The sequence below is a fragment of the Janibacter terrae NBRC 107853 genome (genome assembly GCF_001591405.1).
Classification (GTDB): Bacteria; Actinomycetota; Actinomycetes; order Actinomycetales; family Dermatophilaceae; genus Janibacter; species Janibacter terrae.
In genome coordinates this window covers 430,499-451,839 of record NZ_BCUV01000002.1, presented here as the reverse complement: position 1 = coordinate 451,839, position 21,341 = coordinate 430,499, and the positions used below count along the sequence as shown (strand labels likewise).

At 72.7% G+C, this 21,341-nt stretch carries 23 protein-coding genes and 1 other RNA gene; 8 read left to right on the top strand and 16 right to left on the bottom strand.

The window, feature by feature from the left end; all coding sequences use genetic code 11:
* Positions 1-8: 8 nt before the first annotated feature.
* A complete protein-coding gene (locus tag JT1_RS02235) occupies positions 9-380 on the bottom strand; it encodes a VanZ family protein (protein ID WP_255218228.1) in 372 nt (123 codons plus the stop codon).
* 61 nt (positions 381-441) lie between these two features.
* Here JT1_RS02235 and trxA point away from each other — a divergent pair, with 61 nt between their 5' ends.
* Positions 442-816, top strand: a complete 375-nt coding sequence (trxA, locus tag JT1_RS02230) for a thioredoxin (RefSeq protein ID WP_068322290.1) — start codon at positions 442-444, stop codon at positions 814-816.
* A 98-nt stretch (positions 817-914) separates the two neighbouring features.
* Positions 915-1,085, top strand: coding sequence for a CsbD family protein (locus tag JT1_RS02225; RefSeq protein ID WP_068322285.1), 171 nt, complete (start codon positions 915-917; stop codon positions 1,083-1,085).
* An 84-nt stretch (positions 1,086-1,169) separates the two neighbouring features.
* Here JT1_RS02225 and ssrA read toward each other — a convergent pair.
* The 14 genes from ssrA to JT1_RS02155 form a co-directional block, all read right to left on the bottom strand.
* Positions 1,170-1,536, bottom strand: a transfer-messenger RNA (tmRNA) gene (gene ssrA, locus JT1_RS02220).
* Positions 1,537-1,615: 79 nt separating this feature from the next.
* Entirely contained in the window at positions 1,616-2,092 is a 477-nt protein-coding gene (gene smpB / locus JT1_RS02215) for an SsrA-binding protein SmpB (RefSeq protein ID WP_068322283.1), read from the bottom strand.
* Positions 2,093-2,180: 88 nt separating this feature from the next.
* On the bottom strand, positions 2,181-3,557 hold the full coding sequence (locus tag JT1_RS02210) for a M23 family metallopeptidase (RefSeq protein WP_068322280.1): 1,377 nt from the start codon (positions 3,555-3,557) through the stop codon (positions 2,181-2,183).
* Between the two features lie 64 nt (positions 3,558-3,621).
* Positions 3,622-4,530, bottom strand: coding sequence for a permease-like cell division protein FtsX (gene ftsX / locus JT1_RS02205; protein WP_068322278.1), 909 nt, complete (start codon positions 4,528-4,530; stop codon positions 3,622-3,624).
* Complete coding sequence (gene ftsE, locus JT1_RS02200) at positions 4,527-5,354, bottom strand: cell division ATP-binding protein FtsE (RefSeq protein ID WP_068322273.1); 828 nt, start codon at positions 5,352-5,354, stop codon at positions 4,527-4,529. The genes ftsX and ftsE overlap by 4 nt, the downstream gene beginning before the upstream one ends.
* 119 nt (positions 5,355-5,473) lie before the next feature.
* A complete protein-coding gene (gene prfB / locus JT1_RS02195; protein WP_068322272.1) occupies positions 5,474-6,586 on the bottom strand; it encodes a peptide chain release factor 2 in 1,113 nt (370 codons plus the stop codon).
* 11 nt (positions 6,587-6,597) lie between these two features.
* Positions 6,598-7,920, bottom strand: coding sequence for an AI-2E family transporter (locus JT1_RS02190; RefSeq protein WP_169701802.1), 1,323 nt, complete (start codon positions 7,918-7,920; stop codon positions 6,598-6,600).
* An 87-nt stretch (positions 7,921-8,007) separates the two neighbouring features.
* Positions 8,008-8,487: a pilus assembly protein TadG-related protein gene (locus JT1_RS02185; protein ID WP_068322260.1), complete on the bottom strand. Its 480-nt coding sequence runs from the start codon at positions 8,485-8,487 to the stop codon at positions 8,008-8,010.
* Positions 8,484-8,924, bottom strand: a complete 441-nt coding sequence (locus JT1_RS02180) for a pilus assembly protein TadE (protein WP_068322257.1) — start codon at positions 8,922-8,924, stop codon at positions 8,484-8,486. Before JT1_RS02180 ends, JT1_RS02185 begins: the two co-directional genes overlap by 4 nt.
* Positions 8,921-9,316, bottom strand: a complete 396-nt coding sequence (locus JT1_RS02175; protein ID WP_082807407.1) for a TadE family protein — start codon at positions 9,314-9,316, stop codon at positions 8,921-8,923. Before JT1_RS02175 ends, JT1_RS02180 begins: the two co-directional genes overlap by 4 nt.
* Positions 9,313-9,537, bottom strand: coding sequence for a hypothetical protein (locus tag JT1_RS02170; RefSeq protein ID WP_068322244.1), 225 nt, complete (start codon positions 9,535-9,537; stop codon positions 9,313-9,315). Before JT1_RS02170 ends, JT1_RS02175 begins: the two co-directional genes overlap by 4 nt.
* Before the next feature lie 31 nt (positions 9,538-9,568).
* Positions 9,569-10,522 carry a type II secretion system F family protein gene (locus JT1_RS02165; protein WP_169701801.1) on the bottom strand — a complete coding sequence of 318 codons (954 nt, stop codon included), beginning with the start codon at positions 10,520-10,522 and terminating at the stop codon, positions 9,569-9,571.
* A complete protein-coding gene (locus JT1_RS02160) occupies positions 10,519-11,388 on the bottom strand; it encodes a type II secretion system F family protein (RefSeq protein WP_068322241.1) in 870 nt (289 codons plus the stop codon). The genes JT1_RS02165 and JT1_RS02160 overlap by 4 nt, the downstream gene beginning before the upstream one ends.
* Entirely contained in the window at positions 11,385-12,614 is a 1,230-nt protein-coding gene (locus tag JT1_RS02155; RefSeq protein WP_068322238.1) for a TadA family conjugal transfer-associated ATPase, read from the bottom strand. The genes JT1_RS02160 and JT1_RS02155 overlap by 4 nt, the downstream gene beginning before the upstream one ends.
* A 191-nt stretch (positions 12,615-12,805) precedes the next feature.
* On the opposite strand from JT1_RS02155, the gene JT1_RS02150 reads away from it, so the two are divergent.
* The 6 genes from JT1_RS02150 (at position 12,806) to JT1_RS02125 (ending at position 21,019) form a co-directional block, all read left to right on the top strand.
* The gene (locus JT1_RS02150; protein ID WP_068322235.1) at positions 12,806-13,396 is read left to right on the top strand and encodes a biotin transporter BioY; all 591 of its coding nucleotides are present in this window, start codon (positions 12,806-12,808) and stop codon (positions 13,394-13,396) included.
* A complete protein-coding gene (locus JT1_RS02145; RefSeq protein ID WP_068322232.1) occupies positions 13,383-14,372 on the top strand; it encodes an AMP-binding protein in 990 nt (329 codons plus the stop codon). Before JT1_RS02150 ends, JT1_RS02145 begins: the two co-directional genes overlap by 14 nt.
* Positions 14,369-15,499 carry a thiolase family protein gene (locus tag JT1_RS02140; protein ID WP_068322229.1) on the top strand — a complete coding sequence of 377 codons (1,131 nt, stop codon included), beginning with the start codon at positions 14,369-14,371 and terminating at the stop codon, positions 15,497-15,499. The genes JT1_RS02145 and JT1_RS02140 overlap by 4 nt, the downstream gene beginning before the upstream one ends.
* On the top strand, positions 15,493-16,182 hold the full coding sequence (locus tag JT1_RS02135; RefSeq protein WP_068322224.1) for an energy-coupling factor ABC transporter ATP-binding protein: 690 nt from the start codon (positions 15,493-15,495) through the stop codon (positions 16,180-16,182). The genes JT1_RS02140 and JT1_RS02135 overlap by 7 nt, the downstream gene beginning before the upstream one ends.
* Positions 16,179-16,775, top strand: coding sequence for an energy-coupling factor transporter transmembrane component T (locus JT1_RS02130; protein WP_068322222.1), 597 nt, complete (start codon positions 16,179-16,181; stop codon positions 16,773-16,775). The genes JT1_RS02135 and JT1_RS02130 overlap by 4 nt, the downstream gene beginning before the upstream one ends.
* 62 nt (positions 16,776-16,837) lie before the next feature.
* Positions 16,838-21,019, top strand: coding sequence for an FtsK/SpoIIIE domain-containing protein (locus JT1_RS02125; RefSeq protein WP_068322219.1), 4,182 nt, complete (start codon positions 16,838-16,840; stop codon positions 21,017-21,019).
* On the opposite strand, the gene JT1_RS02120 is transcribed toward JT1_RS02125, so the two are convergent.
* Complete coding sequence (locus JT1_RS02120; protein WP_169701800.1) at positions 21,003-21,317, bottom strand: hypothetical protein; 315 nt, start codon at positions 21,315-21,317, stop codon at positions 21,003-21,005. The genes JT1_RS02125 and JT1_RS02120 overlap by 17 nt on opposite strands.
* Positions 21,318-21,341: the final 24 nt, after the last annotated feature.

Sequence of the window (21,341 nt, the reverse complement as noted above, 5' to 3'; positions counted from 1 at the left end):
GCGAGTTCCTAGGAGCGGCGACGACGCGGTCGCCGAATCACCAATGGTACCGCTATTGCTGCGAGGCCGACACCGACGAGGTCGGCGAGGACGTCCCACGGGTCACCGGAGCGGTGCGCGAGGACCGCGTGCTGCATGACCTCGCTCACAGGTGCGTGCACGGCGCACAGCAGGGCTGCGGCGGGCCACCGTCTGCGGCGGGCCAGACCGGCGACGAGCACGGGCAGGCCGAAGACGAAGGCGTGGACCACCTTGTCCCCGTGGGGAACCGGCGACGGCGGCCCCGGCACCTGCGGCGCGTAGAGGACCACGAGCTGGAGGAGGACGACGAGCGCGAACGCCACCCGGAGGAGCCGACGGCGGGTCTGCGGTACGGGCACCGGGCCAGCACAGCACACCACCCCGAAGCACCCGCGCCCAGGTCGGCCTACAGTTGATGTCATGAGCAAGATCACCGACCTCGATCTCGAGACCTTCCGCTCCACCGTCACCGGCGACGGCACGGTCGTCGTGGACTTCTGGGCGTCGTGGTGCGGCCCGTGCCGTCAGTTCGCCCCGGTCTTCGAGGCCGCCGCGGACGACCGCGAGGACATCACCTTCGCCAAGGTCGACATCGACGACAACCCGGAGCTGGCCTCCCTCGCCAATGTCTCGTCGGTCCCGACCCTGATGGCCTTCCGCGACGGCATCCTGCTGCACCAGAGCGCCGGCGCCCTGCCCAAGGCCCAGTTCGAGCAGCTGCTCGACGCCGTCCAGGACGTCGACATGGACGAGGTCAAGGCCCAGGTCGCGGCCCGTGAGGGCTCCGCGGGCTGACGCTCCCCACCGCGTCGACCCGTCCTCCGCGAGGAGCACTGGCGCGTCGGCGCGACCTGTGGTGAGGTGGAGAGACCAACCACGACCAGGAGGACTCCATGGGTATCGACGACAAGATCGAGAACACCAAGGACCAGCTCGCGGGCAAGGCCAAGGGCGCCGCTGGCGACGCCACCGACGACGAGGACCTGCAGGCCGAGGGCCAGGCCCAGGAGACCAAGGGCGACCTCAAGGCCGCCGGCGAGAAGGTCAAGGACGCCTTCAAGTGAGGCGCTGAACCCCACGCACATGACGAGGGGCGGGACCGCGATGGTCCCGCCCTTCGTCGTGCGTGCTGCGTGACGTGGCCCAGGTGGTGGAGGTGGCGGGAATCGAACCCGCGTCCACTGGCAGACAATCAGGACTTCTCCGGGTGCAGTGCGCTATGGATTTTCTCGGCCCCGGGGCTCGCGCGCACACGTTCCCCGACAGGCCCAGTCACGTAAGAGTCCCGCAGTACCCCGTGACATGGCACTGCAGCAAGATCTCTAGCTGACGCTGGGATCTAGGCCGAGATCAAGCCTAGGCCAACGGACTTCGGGCTCGCTCAGGCGGCGAGGGCGAAGTCGGTGCGCTTGGAGTTGGCACCTATGGGTTTTGCACGGGGCGTTGACGAGATGACCGTGCATCCTCGACCCGCTTCTCCTGAAGGACCGGCCAATGTCGAAACCGATCACCCCCATGGGAGGGACACGTCACGCTGTTCAGTTGTGCTCTCTCAGTATCCCCTCAACGACGCGAGAGGCCAAACGCATTCCCGTCAGTCGCGTCCGCGACCGAAGACGGCCCGGTCGGTCTCCCGCCGGTCCTGCCGCTCGCGCAGCGCGTGCCGCTTGTCGTAGGCCTTCTTGCCGGTGGCGGTCGCGATCTCGACCTTGACCCGGCCGTTCTTGAAGTACAGGGACAGTGGGACGATCGTGCGCCCGCTCCCCTGCACCTTCGCGGCGATCTTGTCGAGCTCGGCGCGGTGGAGCAGCAGCTTGCGCCGGCGGCGCGGGGTGTGGTTGGTCCAGGTGCCCTGCACGTACTCCGGGATGTGCACGCCCTCGAGGTAGAGCTCGTCCCCGTAGAAGATGGCGTACCCGTCGACCAGGCTGGCGCGGCCCATGCGCAGCGCCTTGACCTCCGTGCCCATGAGCGCGAGGCCGGCCTCGTACGTGTCCTCGATGAGGTAGTCGTGGCGGGCCTTGCGGTTGCGCGCGACGACGAGCTCGCCCTGGGCGGTCTTCTTGGCCATGGTGGTCCCCCCTTCGCAGGTCCGGTTGGTGACGGGCCACCGTACCCCGTCGGGCGCGCGGAGTCCCGTCAGTTGTGCCGAAGGGAGGTCAGAGCCAGCCGCGCGGGTCGACGGGCGTGCCGTTGGCGCGGGTCTCGAAGTGCAGGTGGCACCCGGTCGACGTCCCGGTGGTCCCGACGTAGCCGATGACCTGGCCGCGGCTGACGTGGCCGCTGCGCACCGCGAAGGACTGCAGGTGGTTGTACGTCGTGGCGAGCGAGGAACCCCGCTTGATGCCGTGGTCGATGACGATCTGGTTGCCGTAGCCGCCGGTCGCGCCGGGTGGGTTCGCGGCGATGATCGTGCCGTCGGTCGCGGCGAAGACCGGGGAGCCGCAGGCGCCGGCGTAGTCGCGGCCGGCGTGCAGCCGCCAGGTCTGGTGGATCGGGTGGAAGCGCAGCCCGAACTCCGAGCTGGCGGGAGCACTGCTCGGCGCCTGCAGCACGCCGCTGCTCGTCGGGGCCGGCGGGTTGGGGTCGGCCGGCGCGGCGGCCGCGCTCGGGGTCGAGGCCGCGGCCCGACGGCGAGCCTCTGCCTCGCGGGCGGCCTGGGCCTCGCGGGCCCGGCGGATCTCGGCCTCGCGGATGCGCGCCTTGCGGGCCCGCTCCTCGAGGATCTTGGTCAGCTTGTCCGACTGCGCCTGGAGGCTGTCGACCTGGCGCTTGTCCTTGGCCTTCTCCCGGCGCAACGTCGCGGCCTGGCTCGTCTGGTCGCTCTCGAGGCCCTCGAGCTTGCGCTGCGTGGAGTCGGCCTTGTCGCTGGCGACCTTCGCCGTGGAGAGCTTGCTCTCCTTGTCGGTCTTGGCGTCCTTGGTCTTCTGCCGCAGCGCCTGCAGCCGGTCCCCGGTCGAGACGAGGTTGGCGCGGGAGGTGCTCAGCTCCTGCAGCGCCGAGCTCTGGGAGTCACCGACGGACTCGGCCATGATCATCTTGTCGACGAAGGTCCCGGGGTCCTCGTTGCCGACGGCGACGGACATCGTCCCGATGCCCTGCTGCTGGTAGACCTGCCCGGCGAAGCCGGCCACCGCGCGCCGCGAGGTGGTGATCTTGGAGCTGGTCGACTTCAGCTGCTTCTCGGCCTTGCGCTCGTTGGCCCGGGCGAGCTCGTACGCGGCGACGGCGTCGTCGTACTCCCCCTTCGCCGTCGTCTCGGCCCGCTCGGCGGCGGCCGCGGCGCTGCGCGCCCCGGGCAGCTTGTTGCGGGTGGCCTTGAGCTTCTCGTACGCGCTGACGAGCTCCTTGGACGACTCGTGGAGGTCACCGCGGGCGTCGGAGAGCTGGCTGTCGACCCGGTTCTTCTTCTCCTGCGGGTCCGGGTCGGCCGCGTGGGCGTAGCCGACGACGCCGCCGAGCAGGCAGACCGAGAGCGCGGCGCCGGTGAGGGCACGGGCGCGCGCGGAGACCTGGGGACGTGAGGGGCGGGACATCGAGGTCAACGGTAACGACGAACCCGACCGGTGCACAGCACCCTCGCGCCCTCGGCGCGCCCCGTCACACCCGCAGGTAGCGCCACAGGGTCACCGTCGACGTCCCCACGGCCAGCACGACCACCCCGACGAGCATGAAGGGGGCGATGAGCCAGACATCGCTCGCGGAGATGAAGGCGGTACCGGCGTTCTCCTGCAACAGGTATCGGTCGAAGAGCGCCCACGCCGACAACCAGAGCAGGCCCACCGCCATCACCGCCCCGATGAGGCCGGACGCGACGGTCTCGATGATGAAGGGGGTACGGATCGTCCGGTTGGACGCACCGACGAGCTTCATGATGGCGATCTCACGACGGCGGGTGAAGGCCGCCTGCCGGATCGTCGTCGCCATGAGGAGCACGGCCGAGATGAGGGTGAGCGCCGCCAGACCGACCATCACGACGGTCATGATGTTGATCGCCCGGAAGAGCGGGGCGAAGACCTCGCGCAGGTTGGGCACGCTCGCCACGCCGGGCGCCCCCTCGAAGGCGGAGGCGACCGTCTCGTACTCCTCCGGGTCGGAGAGCTGGACGCGGTAGCTCGGCGGGATGTCGCCGACGCGGATGTGCCCGGCGAGCGGGGAGTTCTTGTAGTCCTGCTTGAAGCGCTTGTACGCCTCCTCCTCGGACTCGTAGTAGACGTCCTTGACGAGGGGCTTCATCTCCTCCAGCTGCGCGTCCACCGAGTCCTTCTGGTCCTGGGTGGCCGCCCCGGTCGAGCAGTTGGGCTGCGCGGAGGTCTCGGTGCACATGTAGATCGAGACCTGGACGCGGTCGTACCAGTAGCCCTTCATCTGGTCGACCTGCCGCTGGGCGAGCAGGCCCACGCCGAGCAGGTACAGCGAGATCATCGTCACGAGGATCACCGAGACGGCGATCGACTTGTTGCGCCGCAGGCCCTCCCAGGCATCGGCGAGTACCGAGGTCGGCCTCATCGCAGCAGGTCCTCCGCGTCGTCGTCCCAGTCGTCGAGGGCGTGCACCTCACCCAGGGGGCGGTCCGCCGGGTCCTCGCGGGGCTCCACGCCCCCTTCGTGCTCGGCGGCGCGGTCCTCGCGGTCACGCGAGTCCACGATGCGCGGCACGTAGCTCCCGCCCTCCTCGTCGCGGACGATCACGCCGCCCTCGAGCTCGACGACCCGCTTGCGCATCTCGTCGACGATGACGTTGTCGTGGGTGGCCATGACGATCGTCGTGCCGGAGTCGTGGATGCGGCGCAGCAGGCCCACGATGTCGAGGCTGGTCGCGGGGTCGAGGTTGCCTGTGGGCTCGTCCGCCAGGAGCACCGGCGGCTTGTTGACGACCGCGCGGGCGATGGCCACCCGCTGCTGCTCACCACCGGAGAGCTCGTGGGGCATGCGCTTCTCCATGCCCGCGAGGCCGACGAGCTCGAGGGTCTCGGGCACGAGCGCCCGGATCGCGCGGCGCGGGCGGCCGATGACCTGCAGGGCGTACGCCACGTTGTGCTCCACGGTCTTGTTCGGCAGCAGCCGGAAGTCCTGGAAGATCGTCCCCACCTGACGCCGCAGCTGCGGCACCTTGCGCTGCGGCAGCTTGCGCAGGTCGTGGCCCCCGACGAGCAGCCGCCCGGAGGTGACGATCTCCTCACGGATCGTCAGCCGCACGAGGGTCGACTTGCCCGAGCCCGAGGCGCCGACGATGAAGACGAACTCCCCGCGGTCGATGTTCAGGTCGATCCCGTCGAGCGCGGGATGGCTCTGGTTGGGGTATCTCTTGGTGACGTTCTCGAAGCGGATCATCAGCTGCAGCAGGCCTCAGGGACGAAGGGGACACGGCCGCCTGCAGGATAAGCCGCACGGGTGGACGGTCCGTGACAATCTCGTGACCTCGGCGCGTTAGGTCCGAGGTCGCGGTCGGCTCAGGCCTCGGCCTTGGCCTGCTCGATGCGCCAGCGGATGCCGGCCTCGATGAAGGAGTCGATCTCACCGTCGAAGACGGCGCTCGGGTTGCCGGTCTCCTGCTCGGTGCGCAGGTCCTTGACCATCTGGTACGGGTTGAGCACGTAGGAGCGCATCTGGTCGCCCCAGGTGGCCTTGACGTCGCCGGCGAGCTCCTTGCGCTCGGCGGCCTCCTCGGCCCGCTTGGCCAGGAGCAGGCGCGACTGCATGACGCGCAGCGCGGCGGCACGGTTCTGGATCTGCGACTTCTCGTTCTGCATCGACACGACGATCCCCGTCGGGATGTGCGTCATGCGCACCGCGGAGTCGGTGGTGTTGACCGACTGGCCGCCCGGGCCGGAGGAGCGGAAGACGTCGATCTTGAGCTCGTTCTCCGGGATCTCGATGGAGTCGGTGCCCTCGATGAGCGGGATGACCTCGACCGCGGCGAAGGAGGTCTGGCGACGACCCTGGTTGTCGAAGGGCGAGATGCGCACGAGGCGGTGGGTCCCCCCTTCGACCGAGAGGTTGCCGTAGGCGTAGGGGACGTTGACCTCGAAGGTCGCCGACTTCAGGCCCGCCTCCTCGGCGTAGGAGGTGTCCATGACCTTCGTCGGGTAGCCGTGGCGCTCGGCCCAGCGCAGGTACATGCGCATGAGCATCTCGGCGAAGTCGGCGGCGTCGACGCCACCGGCGCCGGCGCGGATCGTCACGACCGCCGCGCGCTCGTCGTACTCACCGGAGAGCAGGGTGCGAACCTCGAGCTGGCCGACGGCCTTGCGGATCTTGGCCAGCTCGGCCTCGGCCTCGGTGAGCGTGTCCGCGTCGCGCTCCTCCGTCCCGAGCTCCACGAGCGCCTCGAGGTCGTCGATCCGCGCGTCCATGCTCTGGATCCGCTCGAGCTCGGAGTTGGCGCGGGAGAGGGCGGAGGTCACGCCCTGCGCCTTGTCGGGGTCGTCCCACAGGTCGGGGGCCGCGGCCTGCTGCTCGAGCTCGGCGATCTGCGCCTCGAGGGCGGGCACGTCGGTCACATCGCGCACCGACCCCATGGTCGTGCGCAGGTGCTTGATCTCGGTCTCGAAGTCGACAGCCACAGCAGGTCACCTTACGGCAGGCGCGCCGACGCGTCGGGCGTGCTCGAGATGAACTGGTCGACCCAGCGCACCTTGGGGTCGCGGTCGATGAGCATCGACTTGACGAGCAGGGTGAAGGGGATGGCGAGCAGCGCGCCGAGCGCGCCGAAGACGTACGCCCAGAAGACGAGCGACAGGAAGGCCGTCGAGGCGTTGATGCCGACGGCGTCGCCGGTGAACTTCGGCTGCAGGATCGTCTGGACGACGAAGTTGACGACCGAGTAGACGACGATCACCCACACCATCGTCGAGACCCCGCCCGACAGCAGCCCGATGAGGGCCGGCGGGACGAGGCCGAGCACGAAGCCGATGTTGGGGATGTAGTTGGTGACGAAGGCCAGCAGGGCGAAGGTCATCGCCAGCGGGACGCCGAGCCAGGCCAGGGCGAGGTAGTCGATGACCGCGACGATGATGCCGAAGACCGTGGAGACGATCCAGTACCGGCGCACGCGGTAGCCGAAGTCGACGAGGGCGTCGGCGACGTCCGGTTTTTGCCGGTGGATCGCGTCGAGCCGCCGGCCGAAGCCGCCGGCGTCCATGACGAGGAAGATCATCACCGTCAGCAGGAAGAGCATCGTCGTCGTCAGGCCGGTCACGGTGTTGGCGAGGGAGCTGGCGACGCCCGCGAGGTTGCGCAGGTCGAAGTTGTTGATCGCGTCGTTGATCTCCTCCGTCTCGACCCCGCGCTCGGCGAGCAGCTGCTGGATGTCGGTGACGAACCCGGTGAAGGTGCTCGTGTACGCCGGCTTGGTCAGCTCGTTGGCGAAGCGGGTCGCGGCGATGGCGATCGAGGCGCCGAGCGCGGCGAGGATCCCGTAGAGGATGACGATGAGCAGCAGCCCGGCGACGGCGCTCGGCAGGATCCGCCGCATGCCCTTGTACACGGGGTAGACGGCGATGATCAGCGTGACGGCGAGGAAGGTGGGCGCGACGATCCCGGCGACCTGCTTGAGGCCGGCGATGGCGATGATCCCGGCGGCCAGCCCGAGCAGCAGGGTGAGCGTCGGCGGCAGCGAGATCCGGTGGACCGGCCGCACCTCCTCGTGGGCGTGGTCGCGCTCGGCGTCGTGCAGCTCGGCGGCGGGGACGGTCGGGGCCTCGGGGCGCTCGTCGGGGTCGAGGACCGTGCCCTGGGTCGTCTGGACCACCTCGGGCTCGTGCTCATCGGGAGCGGTGTCCGGCGCGGCGTCGGGCGCGGCGTCGGGTGCGGTGTCGGACGTGGTCTCGGCCACCTCGGCCGGGGGCGCGTCCTCCCCCTTCGTCCCGGTCGTGCCGTCCCGCTGCTCGTCCGCCACGTGCATCCCTCCTGCAGGTGCGGGCACGGTCGTGCACCGCTGCCGTCATCGTGTCACCTCGGACCGACGGGCGAGCCGCAACGCGGCTCAGGGTTGGCCGGTGACGACGCCGGCACGGGCCCGCGACTCGACGGTCACCGTCACCGAGCCACCCATCGACTCGAGCAGGCCGCCGATGAGGGGCAGGTCCGCCTGTCCGGTCAGGCGGACGACGGCCGTCTGACCGTCGGGGCTGCCCGTGCCGTCCGCGACGCCCCAGCTCTCGAGGCCGTGCGGCAGCGCACGCGACGCGAGGTGCTCGGAGGCCGCAGCGCGGACCGAGTCGTCGGTGACGGGCAGGGCGGTGCCGAGCCCGCCCTCGTAGATCTGCTCGGCGCTCTCGTCGGTCGCCTCGAGCGCCGCGGAGTCCGCGGCGTCGAGCAGTCGCATCCGGGAGATGTGGACCGAGGTCACGGCGATGCCGCCGATGATCAGCGTCATCGCGATGACGGTCAGGCCGAGGACGAGGACGCTGAGCTGGCCACGATCGTCACGGGTGCGCGCGCAGAGGGGGCGAAGGGAGGTCATCGCGCCTCGTACTCGGGCACGGGCGAGACCTGCGTGGCCGAGACCGGGATGTCCAGCGGCACGACGTCGCGGAGGAACCCCGGGACGAGCGGCATGGGCACCGAGGTCACCGCCCGGGTGGTCACCGACTCTCCGGGCGACAGGCAGGGCGAAGCGGTGCACTCGAGCGTGAGGCGGCTGCCCTCCCCGAAGCCCTGGTCCTCGAAGGCGATGTCCGCCGCGGCCTGCGAGCGCGCCTGCGCCGACGACTCGTCGCTCGCGGTGACGAAGGCGCGACCTGCCTCTCGGGCGGCCTGGGTGACGGCGTAGGACCCGGCCTGGAGGCGGGCGAGGCACAGGACGAGGTAGATGAGGGGGACGAGGAGCAGGATCGCCAGCCAGACGAACTCGATGACGGCGGTCCCCCCGTCGTCGGCCAGCCGTGCGCGCGCCCTCACTGCTCCTCCAGGAAGGCGCGGCCACGGACGTCGAGCGCGTCCCCCGGGCCGACCGGACCGATCACCGGCAGCGGTGCCGTCACGTCGACGACGACGACCTGCACCCCTTCGGTCGTCGTGTCGGTCCTCGCCACGACACCGCCGGAGTAGCGCGGCGAGAGGGAGCGGTCGATGAGGTCACGTGCGCGGGCCGCGCCCTGCTCGGGGCTCGAGCCGGCCCTCGCCCCGTAGCGAGCCCCCTCGGAGGCGCAGGAGACGAGGGTGTTGCGCACGTGGAGGGCCAGTCCCAGCTGGAAGACGGCGAGGAAGACGAAGAGCAGGAGGATCGAGGTCAGGGCGAAGTCGACGACCGCGGATCCGCGGTCGTCCCCCAGACGCTCGATCCGCGTCAACCGTGGACCTGGTCGGGCCCGGTGACGCCCTTGAGGGCGTTCTCGAACATCGACTTCAGCTGCTCGCCCGCGATGGCCCAGATGCCGGTGACGAGGGCCGCGGTCATCAGGGTGATGAGCACCCAGCCGGGCACGTCGCCCGTCTCGTCCTCGAGGCGGGCCATGGCCCGGTGGACGCTGTCGGTGAGGCGCACGTGCGCCTTGATGAGCTGGTCGGTCATGTCATCTCTCCTTGGTGGCGGTGCTGTCAGGTCACATCTGGAACTGGAAGAAGCCGAGGCCGGGGAACAACGCGAAGAGGACCGTGATGGGCAGCACGCCGAAGACGACGGGGACCATCATCGCGATCTCCTTCTTGCCGCCGGCCTCCATGATCAGCCGGCGCCCCTCCTCGCGGACGTCCTGTGCCTGCGCCCTCAGGACGTCGGCGAGGGGCGTGCCGCGCTCGACAGCGACGACGATGCCGTCGACGAACCGGGCGAGGGAGGTCAGTCCGGTGCGGTCGGCCAGGCCCTCCAGGGCGGACGGGAGGCTGGCGCCCGCGCGGGCATCGGCGAGGCAGCGTCCGAGCTCGTCGGACAGCTCACCGTCGGACAGGCGCACGACCCGCTCGAGGGCCCCTGCGGCGCCCTCCCCCGCGCCGACTGCGAGTGCGAGCAGCTCTGCGACGGTGGGGAACTCGGCGAGCATGCGCGCCTCGCGACGCTCTGCCTCGCGGGTGAGCAGGGTGTCACGGACGACGACGCCGATGGCGAACCCGAGCACGATGAGCACGAGCAGGAAGAACGGCGAGCGGCCCTGCCCCGTCACGTAGAAGACCCCGAGGGCGCCACCGATGACGGCACCGCCGAAACCGTGCAGGACCTGCTCGGCCCGGAACCGGTCCGTGTCGGGCGCGCGACCGGCCCGCAGCAGACGCCGGCGGACCGAGGAGGTGCCGCCGAGCACCGACTCGACCCGCCGGGCCAGGTCGGTGATGACCGGACGCAGCACGGTCGGGATCACAGCGAGCAGGGCGACCTCGTCGTCGGCGAGCAGGCGCGAGGGCCTCGGGGTGTCGCGCAGGTACGGGGCCAACCGGTCGTCGAGCGTGGCCCGCCGGTGGCGCGGCAAGCCCTGGTGGACCAGGACGGCACCGAGGGCCAGGAGCATCCCCAGGAGGGCGCCGCTGCGCCCCAGGCCGATGGAGTGCAGGACGTCCGTCATCGCAGCACCCGCTCCTCGTCCGGGAGCCGGCCGATGCGCACCATGACGCGATAGGCGATGACGGTCGCGGCGGCGCCGACCGCCAGGACGAGGACACCGGTCGAGGTGTTGTACGCCTGCACCGACTCGGGTCGGGTCGACAGGAGCGCCAGCACGATCCACGGCGCGGCCACGGCCAGCCGGGCCGCGTTGACCGTCCACGACTGGCGCGTCTCCAGCTCGCTGCGGGTGCGGGCGTCCTCGCGCAGGAAGGTCGAGAGGGTGCGCAGCAGGGACCCGAGGTCGGAGCCGCCGACCTCGCGGGCGATGCGCAGCGACTCGACGAGGCGGTCGCCGACGGGGTCGGCGAGCCGGTCCTTGAGCCGGTCGAGGCAGTCGTTGAAGCGGCCGGTCGTGCGGTAGTCGCTCGCGAAGTCGGCGAAGGCCGGGCGCAGCTCCTCGGGGCCGCGCAGCGCGAGCTGGGAGAGCGCCTCGGGCAGCGCCATGCCGGCGCGCACCGCGGAGGTGATGTTGTCGACCGCGTCCGGCCACAGGTCCCTCAGGTGGGCCCGGCGTGCACGCGCCCGCATGCGCACGACGAGCACGGGCACGCCGCCGGCCATCACCGCGAAGCACAACGCGATGGCCGGGACCGCGGTGAGCGCGGTGACGGCGACGAAGATGAGGAGGAAGGCGATGACGCACGCCGCGACGAGGCCCGTGGGACCGATCCCGCGGTAGCCGGCCTGGGCGAGGTCGTCGGAGAGGCGTCGGATGACCCGGTGCTCGCGCGGAGCGCGGACCCGCGTCTCGTCGCTCGGCCACCAGGACCACCAGATGAGGAACAGCCCGAGGCCGAGGACTGCGCCGATGAGGACACCTGTCATCCGCGATCCCCTCCGAGCAGGGCGGTGACGTCGTAGCCGGCCCGCTGGAAGCGGTCGCGGTGGGGCGGGTAGCCCTCTGCGCGCACGAGCCGGCCGTCACGGGTGGTGAAGATGTCGCTGATCTCGACGACGTCGTTCTCGATCCGCCCCGGCAGCGCCACGATCTCGCGGACCCGTCGGACGCCGTCGACCTCGAGGGCCGTGTGCACGACGATGTCGATCGAGCCGGCGACCGTGGGGACGACGAACCGTGACCCGACGTTCTCCCCCGCCAGCAGCGGCAGAGTGCACATCTTGGTGACCGCCTCGCGGGCGGAGTTGGCGTGCAGGGTGCACATGCCGGGGAGCCCGGAGTTGAGCGCGATGAGCAGGTCGAGGCTCTCGGCCTGGCGGACCTCGCCGACGATGATCCGCGAGGGGCGCATGCGCAGCGCCTCCTTGACCAGGCGCCGCAGGGGTACCTCGCCGGTGCCCTCGAGGCTGGGCTGGCGACACTGCATCGAGACGACGTCGCGCATCGGGATCTTCAGCTCGAAGACCTCTTCGCAGGTCACCACCCGCTCGCGCGGCGGGATCGCCGCGGACAGGCAGTTGAGGAGGGTGGTCTTGCCGGCCTGGGTGCCCCCGGCGACGAGGATGTTCAGCCCGGACGCCACCGCGGCCTGGAGGAAGACCGAGGCCTCCCGGGTGAGCGTGCCGAGGCGCACGAGGTCGTCGAGGTGGTCGGCCTTCACGACGAACTTGCGGATGTTGACCACCCAGTGCTCCCGGGTGATGTCCGGGATGACGACGTGCAACCGGCTGCCGTCGGGCAGCGTCGCGTCGACGAAGGGAGAGGACAGGTCGACCCGCCGTCCCGAGGACTTGAGCATCTTCTCGACGAGGTCACGGACCTCGTCGGCGGTGAGGACGGTGCTCGTCAGCTCGGAGACGCCGTTGCGGGCGACGAAGACCTGGCTCGGGCTGTTGATCCAGATCTCCTCGACGAGCGGGTCGTCGAAGTAGCGCTGCAGCGGGCCGAAGCCGGCGACGGTGTCCATGACGGACTTGACCGCGGCCTCGAAGTTGCCGAGCAGGGGCAGCCCGCCGTGGGTGCTGCGCTCGTCGTAGTCGGTGACCGCGGCGCGCACGAGGTCGGCGACCTCGCCGGTCTCGCGCACCGGGTCCAGGCCGGAGCGCCGGATGAGCTCGCGGACCTCACCCTCGACCGTCTTGACGGCGTCCATGCGGACCCCCCTTCGTGCTCGTGATCTGACCGACGACACTCCCCGATCCGTCGATGTCAGACGCTAGCGACTTCCCGGGCGCTCGCATCTCGAGAATCCACAGACTGTGGGCGGAGCCGCTCGTGAACAGTGTTCACACGTGGTCGCTTCGCGTGCCATGATCGGGCGTCCCCGAACCGAGAGGCCCCACCGTGTCCCACCCCCGATCCACCGGCCGCGAGCTCGCCCAGATCGCCGTCTTCGCCGGCATCATCGCCGTGCTCGGCCTCGTCCCGGCGATCGCCCCCTTCGGCAACGCGGTGCCCATCACCGCACAGTCGCTCGGCATCATGCTCTGCGGCGCGATCCTCGGCGCCCGGCGGGGCGCCCTCGCGGTCCTCGTCTTCCTCGCGCTCGTCGCCCTGGGCCTCCCCCTGCTCGCCGGCGGGCGCGGCGGCCTCGGCGTCTTCGCCGGCCCGAGCGTGGGCTACCTCATCGGCTACCCGATCGCCGCGTACCTCGTCGGTGTCATGACGGAGGCGGCCGGCCGCCCCTACCGCCTGGTGCCCGGCATCGGCATCAACATCCTGGGCGGCGTCCTCGCGCTCAACGTCCTGGGCATCATCGGGATGATCCTGCGCGCCGACCTCAGCCCCGTCGCAGCCCTCGTGGCCGCAGCCCCCTTCGTCCCCGGTGACCTCGTCAAGGCCGTCATCTGCGCCGTCGTCGCGCGGGGGGTGCACGCCGCCTACCCCGGTCTCATCCGCACGCGCACGCGGGAGCGTGAGGATGCCCTCGTCTGAGATCGTCCACGTGCTGGCGGCCGAGGACCCCGTGGCCGCCTTCGGGGAGGCCGCGCGAGCCGGCCGGCCCATCGCCCTCGCCACCTCCGGCACCTCCGGGCACGCACGCACGATCGTGCGCACGACCGGCTCGTGGGTCGGGTCCTTCCCGGCCGTCAGCGCGCTGACCGGCACCACCGCGGGGAGCCGGGTGCACGCCCCCGGACCGATCACCTCGTCGATGAACCTCTTCGCCGCCGTCCACGCCGGCTGGGCCCGCGCGACGATGGTCGACGAGCTCGCCGACGCGACGCACGCCCACCTCACCCCCAGCGCGCTCCGGCGGGTCCTCGCGACCCGCCCGCAGGAGCTCGCCGGCACGCACGTCGTCGTCGCCGGCGACCGGGTCGACGCGGCGACCCGGGAGCAGGTCCTCGCCGCGGGCGGCGGCCTGAGCCACTACTACGGTGCGGCCGAGCTCTCCCTCGTCGCCTGGGGCGAGCACGCGGACGCGCTGCGTCCCTTCCCCGGCGTCGAGGTCCGCGCGCGCGACGGCGAGCTGTGGGTCCGCTCCCCCTACGTCAGCCGCGGGTACCTCGAGCCGGGGCACGAGCTGCGCACCCGGCCGGGCGGCTGGGTCAGCGTCGGAGACCGCGGCGAGGTCGGCGGCGGCGTCGTGCGGGTCCACGGGCGCGAAGGGGGCATCACCACCGCCGGCGCGACTGTCACCGTCGCCGACGTCGAGCGGGTCCTACGACCCCACGCCGAGGGCGAGGTCGTCGTCGTCGGCCTCCCCCACACCGAGCTCGGCGAGGTCGTCGCCTGCGCGGTCACCGTCGCCTCCGACGCCGACCGGCTGCGCCGCGTCGCCCGCGCCGAGCTGACGACGCCCCAGCGCCCGCGACGCTGGGTCCACCTCGAGACGCTGCCGGTCACGCCCAACGACAAGGTCGACCGCGGCGCGGTGCGCGCGAGGCTCGTGGCGGCCGGGTCATGACCACGACCCCCGTGATCGTCGCGGCCGCCCGCACCGCCATCGGGACAGCCGGCCGCTCCCTGTCCACGGTCACCGCCGAGCGGCTCGCCGGACCGGTGCTCGCCGAGGTGACCCGTCGCGCCGGGCTCGACCCCGCCGAGGTCGGCGACGTCGTGCTCGGCAACTGCATGGGTCCCGGTGGCGACGTCGCCCGGTCTGCGGCCCTGCGCGCCGGGCTGCCCGAGCACGTGCCCGCCCTCACCGTCGACCGGCAGTGCGCGAGCGGGCTCGCGGCCGTCGACGTGGCGGTCCGCATGGTCGCCACGGGCTCCCCCGCCGTCCTGGCGGGCGGGGTGGAGTCCGCGAGCACCGCCCCGTGGCGGCACTGGCCGCCCGTCGAGGGCGCCGACCCCGTGCGGTACGAGCGGGCTCCCTTCGCCCCCGCCGGGTGGGACGACCCCGACATGGGGGTCGCCAACGACCTGCTCGCGCAGGAGGCCGGCGTCTCCCGCGAGCGCCAGGACGAGTACGCCGCGCGCTCGCACGCGCGGGCCGTGGCCGCGCAGGAGGCGGGGGTCTTCGACGACGAGATCGTGGCCGTCGGCAGGGTCGTGCGCGACGACCGACCGCGGGCGACGCTCACGGTCGACAAGCTGGCGCGTCTGCGACCGGCCTTCCGGGACGGCGGGTCGGTGACCGCGGGCAACTCCTGCGGCATCAGCGACGGTGCCGCCGCCGTGGCCGTCGTCGACGCAGCGACCCACGCGCGCCTGGGCGGCCCGGGGCTGCGCGTCCTGGCCACCGCCACCGCCGGCGTGGCGCCCCACCGACCCGGCCGGGGCCTCGTGCCGGCGACGCGGACCGTCCTGCAGCGCGCGGGGACCGGGCTCGACGACCTCGACGCGATCGAGGTCAACGAGGCCTTCGCCGGGCAGGTGCTGGCCTGCTGCGACGAGCTGGGGCTGGACCCCCTTCGCGTGTGTGCCGACGGTGGCGCGCTCGCCCTGGGCCACCCGTGGGGCGCCTCCGGGGCCGTGCTGCTCGTACGGCTCTTCCACCAGCTGGTGCCGCGCCCCGGGTCGCTCGGTCTCGCCACGATCGCCGCCGGCGGCGGGCAGGGAGTGGCGATGGTGGTGCAGGCATGCTGATCGACGTCACCGGCGTGACGCACGGGTTCGACGGCGGCGCACCGGTGCTGCGCGATGTCACCGTGCGTCTCGAGGAGCCCCGGATCGGGGTCATCGGGGCCAACGGGTCCGGCAAGTCGACCTTCGTCCGGATGCTCAACGGCCTCGTCGTCCCCGAGCGCGGCACCGTGACCCTCGACGGTCTCGACACGGCGCGGCAGGGGAAGCAGGTGCGCCGGCGCGTCGGCTTCTGCTTCACCGACCCCGACGCGCAGATCGTCATGCCGACGGTCGCGGAGGACGTCGCCTTCTCCCTGCGCCGCCGCGGGCTGACGAAGGGGGAGATCGCCGCCCGTGTCGAGGGGGCCCTGGCGGCCCACGGCCTCGCCGGTCGCGGTGACCACCCGGCGCACCTCCTCAGCGGCGGGCAGAAGCAGCTGCTCGCCCTCGCCGCCGTGCTCGTCACCGAGCCCGACCTGCTCGTCATGGACGAGCCGACGACGCTGCTCGACATCCGCAACGCGCGCCGGGTCGCCGACGCGGTGCGCGCCCTGCCCCAGCAGGTCGTCCTCGTGACCCACCACCTCGACCTGCTCGCCGACTTCGACCGGGTGCTCGTCTTCGACGACAGCCGGCTCGTGCACGACGGGTCCCCGGCGGACTCGGTCGCGCGCTACCTCGAGCTCATGGACCGCGACCGGTGATCGGGCTCTACCGCGACGGCGGGTCGCTCCTGCACCGGCTGCCGGCCGGTGCGAAGCTCGCCGGGCTGCTGCTCGCCGGGCTGGTCTCCCCCTTCGTCCGCTCGCCGGTGGTGACCGCGGTCGCCCTGGCCGTGGTGCTCGCGGGCTACGCGACCGCGCAGATGCCGGCGGCGGTGCTGCTGCAGATGCTGCGCCCGCTGCTGCTCGTCATGGTGCCGCTCGGGGTCTTCCAGACGGTGGTCGCGGGCTGGGAGCGGGCCTTCGTCATCGTCGGGGTCCTCATCGCGCTCGTGCTGCTCGCCAACCTCGTGACGCTCACGACCCGTACGAGCGACCTCATCGACGTCGTCGTGCGGGTGTGCGGGCCGCTGCGACGGGTCGGCGTCGACCCCGAGCGCGTCGGCCTGATGCTGCAGCTGGCCATCCGCGCCGTGCCGCTCGTCATCGACCTGGGCGGCCGCGTGCGCGAGGCGCAGCACGCGCGCGGCCTCGGGGCGAGCCCACGCGCCTTCGCCGTGCCGCTCGTCGTCGGCGCCCTGAGGCGGGCCGACGCCATGGGCGACGCCCTCGCCGCGCGGGGGCTGGACGACTGAGCCCGGCCGGGCCTGTGGACAACTCCCGCGGTCGATGAGGGCGATCGACCTACCGTGCCCTCATGCAGCTGCGGATGACGATCATCGACGCCGGCGGCGGGGGGACCGAGACGATCGACGTCCTCGCCGAGGAGCACCACACCCTCGGTGACCTGCTCGCCGCGGCCGGGCGCCCGGGCGCGACCGTCCGGGTCGGGCCGCAGCGCCTCACTCCCGACGCGCCCGTCGGGCTCCCACCCCTGCTCGACGGCGCCGCGCTCGTCCTCGACGCCATGCGCCCTGCCCGGGAGCCCACCACGCGAGCAGCCCGGCGGTCCCCCCTTCGCCTCGTCACGCTCAGCGGGCCCGACGCCGGTCGCACCCACGAGCTCACCTCCGGTCGTCACACCATCGGCCGCGGCGACGCCGCGACGCTGCGGGTCGCCGACGACGCGCTCTCCCGCGAGCACCTCGAGCTGGCCGTCGACCGCGACGGGGTGCACCTGCGCGACCTCGGCACGACCAACGGCACCCGCGTGGACGACGCGACCGTCCCCACCGACGGGGTGCGGGTGCGTGCCGGGAGCCAGCTGCGGGCGGGGCACACGACCTTCGCCGTCGAGGCCCACCGGCCGCGGCCGACCCGACCGGTGGCGACCGGCGACGGCACCCTGGGCGTCAACCCGACGCCGCACCTGCCCCGCACCGGCAAGCCCACGACGATCCGGGTCCCCGAGGAGCCCAGGCCGCCGGCACGCCGCCGCATCCCCTGGGTCATGGTGCTGCTGCCGCTGCCCTTCGCGGGGGTGCTGGCCTACTTCTTCGGGCCGCGGATGCTGCTCTTCGGCCTGCTCTCCCCGCTGCTCGTCCTCGGCTCGACGCTCTCCGACCGCACGAGCTCGCGCCGCGAGCACCGGGAGGCCCACGCGTCGTGGGTCCGCGAGCGCGCCCGCGCCGGGGAGCGGCTCACCGCGGCCCTGGCCGACGAGCGGCGCGAACGCCTGCGCGCCGCACCCGACGCCTCGGCCCTCCAGGACGCGGCTCGCGGCGAGTCGGCACGCCTGTGGGAGAGGCGCGCCCAGCACGAGGAGCACCTGTGCCTGCGGCTTGGCCTCGGGGCGCTGCCCGCCCGGCTCGAGGTCGAGCACCGCGCCGGCGTGCGCGAGCACCCGGTGCTCGAGGACGTCCCCCTGACGGTCGACCTGGCGGACATCGCGGTGCTCGGCATCGCGGGTCCACGCGCCTCCCGTGACCGGCTCGCGCGCCATCTGCTCGGGGGGCTCGTGGTCCTGCACTCCCACCACGACGTGCGGGTGGGCGTGGTCGCGGACGAGGACGGGTGGTGGTCCCCCTTCGCCGGCCTGGTGCACCTGCGCGCACACGACGACCTGCCGGGGTCCGCACGGGTCGCGACCGACCCCGAGGCGGGCGCCGCGCTGCTCGCCGGGCTCGCCCGCCTGACCACCGAACGCGCCGCGAGCGGGCCCGAGCGACGCCGCGAGGGCGATCCGCTGCCCGTCGCCCAGGTGGTCGTCGTCGACGGGGCCGGTGCGTGGCGGACCGACCCCGGGCTGCGCACGATCATGAGCGAAGGGGGCCCCCAGCGCGTCCTCGTCATCGCCCTCGCCGACACCCCCGCCGACCTGCCGCACGAGGCCCGCGCGGTCGCCGTCCTCGCCGGCGACGACCTGCGGCTGCTGCTCGCCGGCGAGCAGGCGGCGCGGGGTGTGCTCGACGGCACCGGCGAGCCGTGGGCGCGCCGCATCGCCGCCGCGCTGCTGCCGCTGCGCGACGCGACGCCCGACGCGCAGGGCGCCGGCCTGCCCTGGGCCGCCCGGCTCGTCGACCTGGGCGATCTCGATCCCGACGACGAGGAACAGATCCGCGGCCTCTGGTGCTCTGCTGGCGACGACCTCGAGGTCGTCGTGGGGGCCGCGGGCGAGGGCACCTTCCGCATCGACCTTCGCCGCGACGGGCCGCACGCCCTCGTCGCGGGCACGACCGGGTCGGGCAAGTCCGAGTTCCTCCAGAGCTGGGTCGCGGCGCTCGCGACGCGCCTGTCGCCGCAGGAGATGACCTTCGTCCTCGTCGACTACAAGGGCGGGGCGGCCTTCGCCGAGTGCGCGCGGCTGCCGCACACCGTCGGCATGCTCACCGACCTCGACCCCGCCGCGGCCGAGCGCGCCCTGACCAGCCTCGACGCCGAGCTGACCCGCCGCGAGCACGTCCTCGCCGCGTCGGGGGCCAAGGACATCGACGACCACCGCGGCGACCTGCTGCCCCGGCTGATGATCGTCATCGACGAGTTCCGCATGCTCGCCGAGGAGCAGCCCGACGTCATGGCCCACCTCATGCGCATCGCCGCCGTGGGCCGCTCGCTCGGCGTGCACCTCGTGCTCGCGACCCAGAGACCCGGCGGCATCGTCTCCGCGGACATCAAGGCCAACGTCAACCTGCGCATCGCGCTGCGCGTACGCGACCGTGCCGACAGCGACGACGTCATCGGCTGCCCCGACGCGGCCGAGATCCCCGAGACGGCTCCCGGCCGGGCCCTGGCGAGCACCGGTGGTGGTCCGCCGCGTGCCTTCCAGACGGGCCGGGTCGCCGGGCACGCCGCTGGTGTCGGCGGTGCGCTGCTCGTGCGCCACCCCGGCGAGGCCTGGCCCGCGCCGCCCGTCGTCGACGACCTCGGACCGACCGACCTGCAGCGTCTCGCCCGCACGATGACCCGGGTGGCGCAGTCGCTGGCCATCCCGGCACCCCACCGACCCTGGCTGCCGCCGCTGCCGGAGACCATCGAGGCGGCGCGGCTACCCGACGACGAGGCGACGGGGGCTCCCTTCGGCCTCGTGGACCTGCCGGCGCAGCAGCGCCAGTCGCCGCTGGAGTGGGCCACGACCGACGGGCACTGGATGCTCGTCGGCGGTCCCGGCTCCGGCCGGACCACGGCCCTCGCCTCGCTCGTCACCGCTGCCGCGCACCGGTGGTCGGCGGACCGGCTGCAGGTGCAGGTCGTCGGTGACGGGTCCGCGCGGCTGGCCGGGCTGTCCGCCCTGCCGCACGTCGGGAGCATCGTCGACGGGGAGGAACCGACGGTCGTGGGCCGATTCCTCGAGCGTCTCGAGTCCGACCTCGCGGCGCGACGGGTGGCCCTGCGGGCCAGTGGTCACCCGACCCTCGACGCGTGGTGGGCCACCCACGAGAGCGAAGGGGGTCCGCTGCCCCCGCCGCACCTGCTGCTGGCGATCGACGGCTGGGGTCGGGTGACGCGACCGCGCGGCTCGCTCGACCTCGGCGAGACGGCCGAGTCCCTCGAGACGCTGATGCGCGACGGCGTCGCCCTCGGGCTGCGCGTTGTCGTTGCGGGTGGCCGCGAGCTGCTGTCCGGCCGGGTCTCCTCCCTCGTCGGCACCCGCCTCGTGCTGCACCTGAGCGACCGGGGCGATGCCGCCTTGGCCGGGCTCACCCGCACCGAGGTCTCCGACCGGCTCGTCGCCGGGCGAGCTCGGCTCAAGCCGGGCGGCGACCTCGTGCAGGTGGCGCTGCCGTCACTTGCCCCCTCTGGAGGGGGCGAAGCGACCGTGCCGCCGTGGGTCGTCGAGGAGCTCCCCGGGTCGGTGCCGCCCGACGTGCTGCCCGCAGCGGCGCGGGAGCGGATCCCGCTCGGGCTCGGCGGCTCCGGTCGCGACCCGGTGGTGTGGCGGACGGACGGCGCGCGGCGCTTCCTCGTCTGCGGCCCGCCGCGCAGCGGCCGGTCGACGACGCTGGCACTGCTCGCCCGTCAGGTGGCCGCCTCCGGGGCGCCGCTCGTCGTCGTCGGCTCGGGGGCGATCGCCGACGGGCTCGACTGCCCGGTCCTCGGTGCGGACGACCGGGACGAGCTGATCGCCATGCGCCAGAGGCACCCCGACCTCGCGGTCATCGCCGACGACCTCGACCGGCTCGAGGGCGCCCCCGTCGCCGACGTGCTCAAGGAGATCCTGCGCCGGCTCGACGCCGACCGCGGGCTCGTCATCGGCGCGACGGCCACCCAGACGGCCGTCGGCCAGGTGCGCGGGCTGGTCTCCGACCTCGCGCGCACCCGCACCGGCCTGCTGCTCCAGCCGTCGGCTCGCTCCGACGGCGACGCCCTGGGCCTGCGGGTCCCGCCGCTGCCGCGCGTGGCCGGTCGGGGATACCTCGTCGTCGACGGGCCAGCGGATGAGGTGCAGGTCGCGCTTCCATGGGTCGAGATGCGAGCCACGCACCTCACTCCACAGCGATAACCGAGTCTTCACCGCACGTCTCGTGCACAGCGTCCATCACCGCTGTCTCAGATTCCGAGTTGTCGCCCCTCGACAATGCATAACCGCTCCCCGTGAAGGTGGCGCCCTTCCGCGCGACCTTTCCCTTCGCGAAGGTGATGGTGAAGTTGCCCCTATCTCCGGTCACCTTCGTCCCCTCGTTGCCGACGAACACCCCCTTGAACGGCTTGCCCGAAGGACCATCCACGTGACCGATGACGCAGCCACGATCATTGAGCCCCTTGACGTGGTAGGTCTTGGCAACGTCGGAATGTCCCATGAGCGGGACGATGGGAACCACGAC

What these genes read in the sequence shown, in the direction of transcription:
- trxA (WP_068322290.1), top strand. Translation starts at nt 442, where the DNA reads ATGAGCAAGATCACCGACCTCGATCTCGAGACCTTCCGCTCCACCGTC.
- JT1_RS02225 (WP_068322285.1), top strand. Translation starts at nt 915, where the DNA reads ATGGGTATCGACGACAAGATCGAGAACACCAAGGACCAGCTCGCGGGC.
- smpB (WP_068322283.1), bottom strand. Translation starts at nt 2,092, where the DNA reads ATGGCCAAGAAGACCGCCCAGGGCGAGCTCGTCGTCGCGCGCAACCGC.
- JT1_RS02210 (WP_068322280.1), bottom strand. Translation starts at nt 3,557, where the DNA reads ATGTCCCGCCCCTCACGTCCCCAGGTCTCCGCGCGCGCCCGTGCCCTC.
- ftsX (WP_068322278.1), bottom strand. Translation starts at nt 4,530, where the DNA reads ATGAGGCCGACCTCGGTACTCGCCGATGCCTGGGAGGGCCTGCGGCGC.
- ftsE (WP_068322273.1), bottom strand. Translation starts at nt 5,354, where the DNA reads ATGATCCGCTTCGAGAACGTCACCAAGAGATACCCCAACCAGAGCCAT.
- JT1_RS02185 (WP_068322260.1), bottom strand. Translation starts at nt 8,487, where the DNA reads ATGACCTCCCTTCGCCCCCTCTGCGCGCGCACCCGTGACGATCGTGGC.
- JT1_RS02170 (WP_068322244.1), bottom strand. Translation starts at nt 9,537, where the DNA reads ATGACCGACCAGCTCATCAAGGCGCACGTGCGCCTCACCGACAGCGTC.
- JT1_RS02165 (WP_169701801.1), bottom strand. Translation starts at nt 10,522, where the DNA reads ATGACGGACGTCCTGCACTCCATCGGCCTGGGGCGCAGCGGCGCCCTC.
- JT1_RS02160 (WP_068322241.1), bottom strand. Translation starts at nt 11,388, where the DNA reads ATGACAGGTGTCCTCATCGGCGCAGTCCTCGGCCTCGGGCTGTTCCTC.
- JT1_RS02155 (WP_068322238.1), bottom strand. Translation starts at nt 12,614, where the DNA reads ATGGACGCCGTCAAGACGGTCGAGGGTGAGGTCCGCGAGCTCATCCGG.
- JT1_RS02145 (WP_068322232.1), top strand. Translation starts at nt 13,383, where the DNA reads ATGCCCTCGTCTGAGATCGTCCACGTGCTGGCGGCCGAGGACCCCGTG.
- JT1_RS02140 (WP_068322229.1), top strand. Translation starts at nt 14,369, where the DNA reads ATGACCACGACCCCCGTGATCGTCGCGGCCGCCCGCACCGCCATCGGG.
- JT1_RS02135 (WP_068322224.1), top strand. Translation starts at nt 15,493, where the DNA reads ATGCTGATCGACGTCACCGGCGTGACGCACGGGTTCGACGGCGGCGCA.
- JT1_RS02125 (WP_068322219.1), top strand. Translation starts at nt 16,838, where the DNA reads ATGCAGCTGCGGATGACGATCATCGACGCCGGCGGCGGGGGGACCGAG.
- JT1_RS02120 (WP_169701800.1), bottom strand. Translation starts at nt 21,317, where the DNA reads ATGGGACATTCCGACGTTGCCAAGACCTACCACGTCAAGGGGCTCAAT.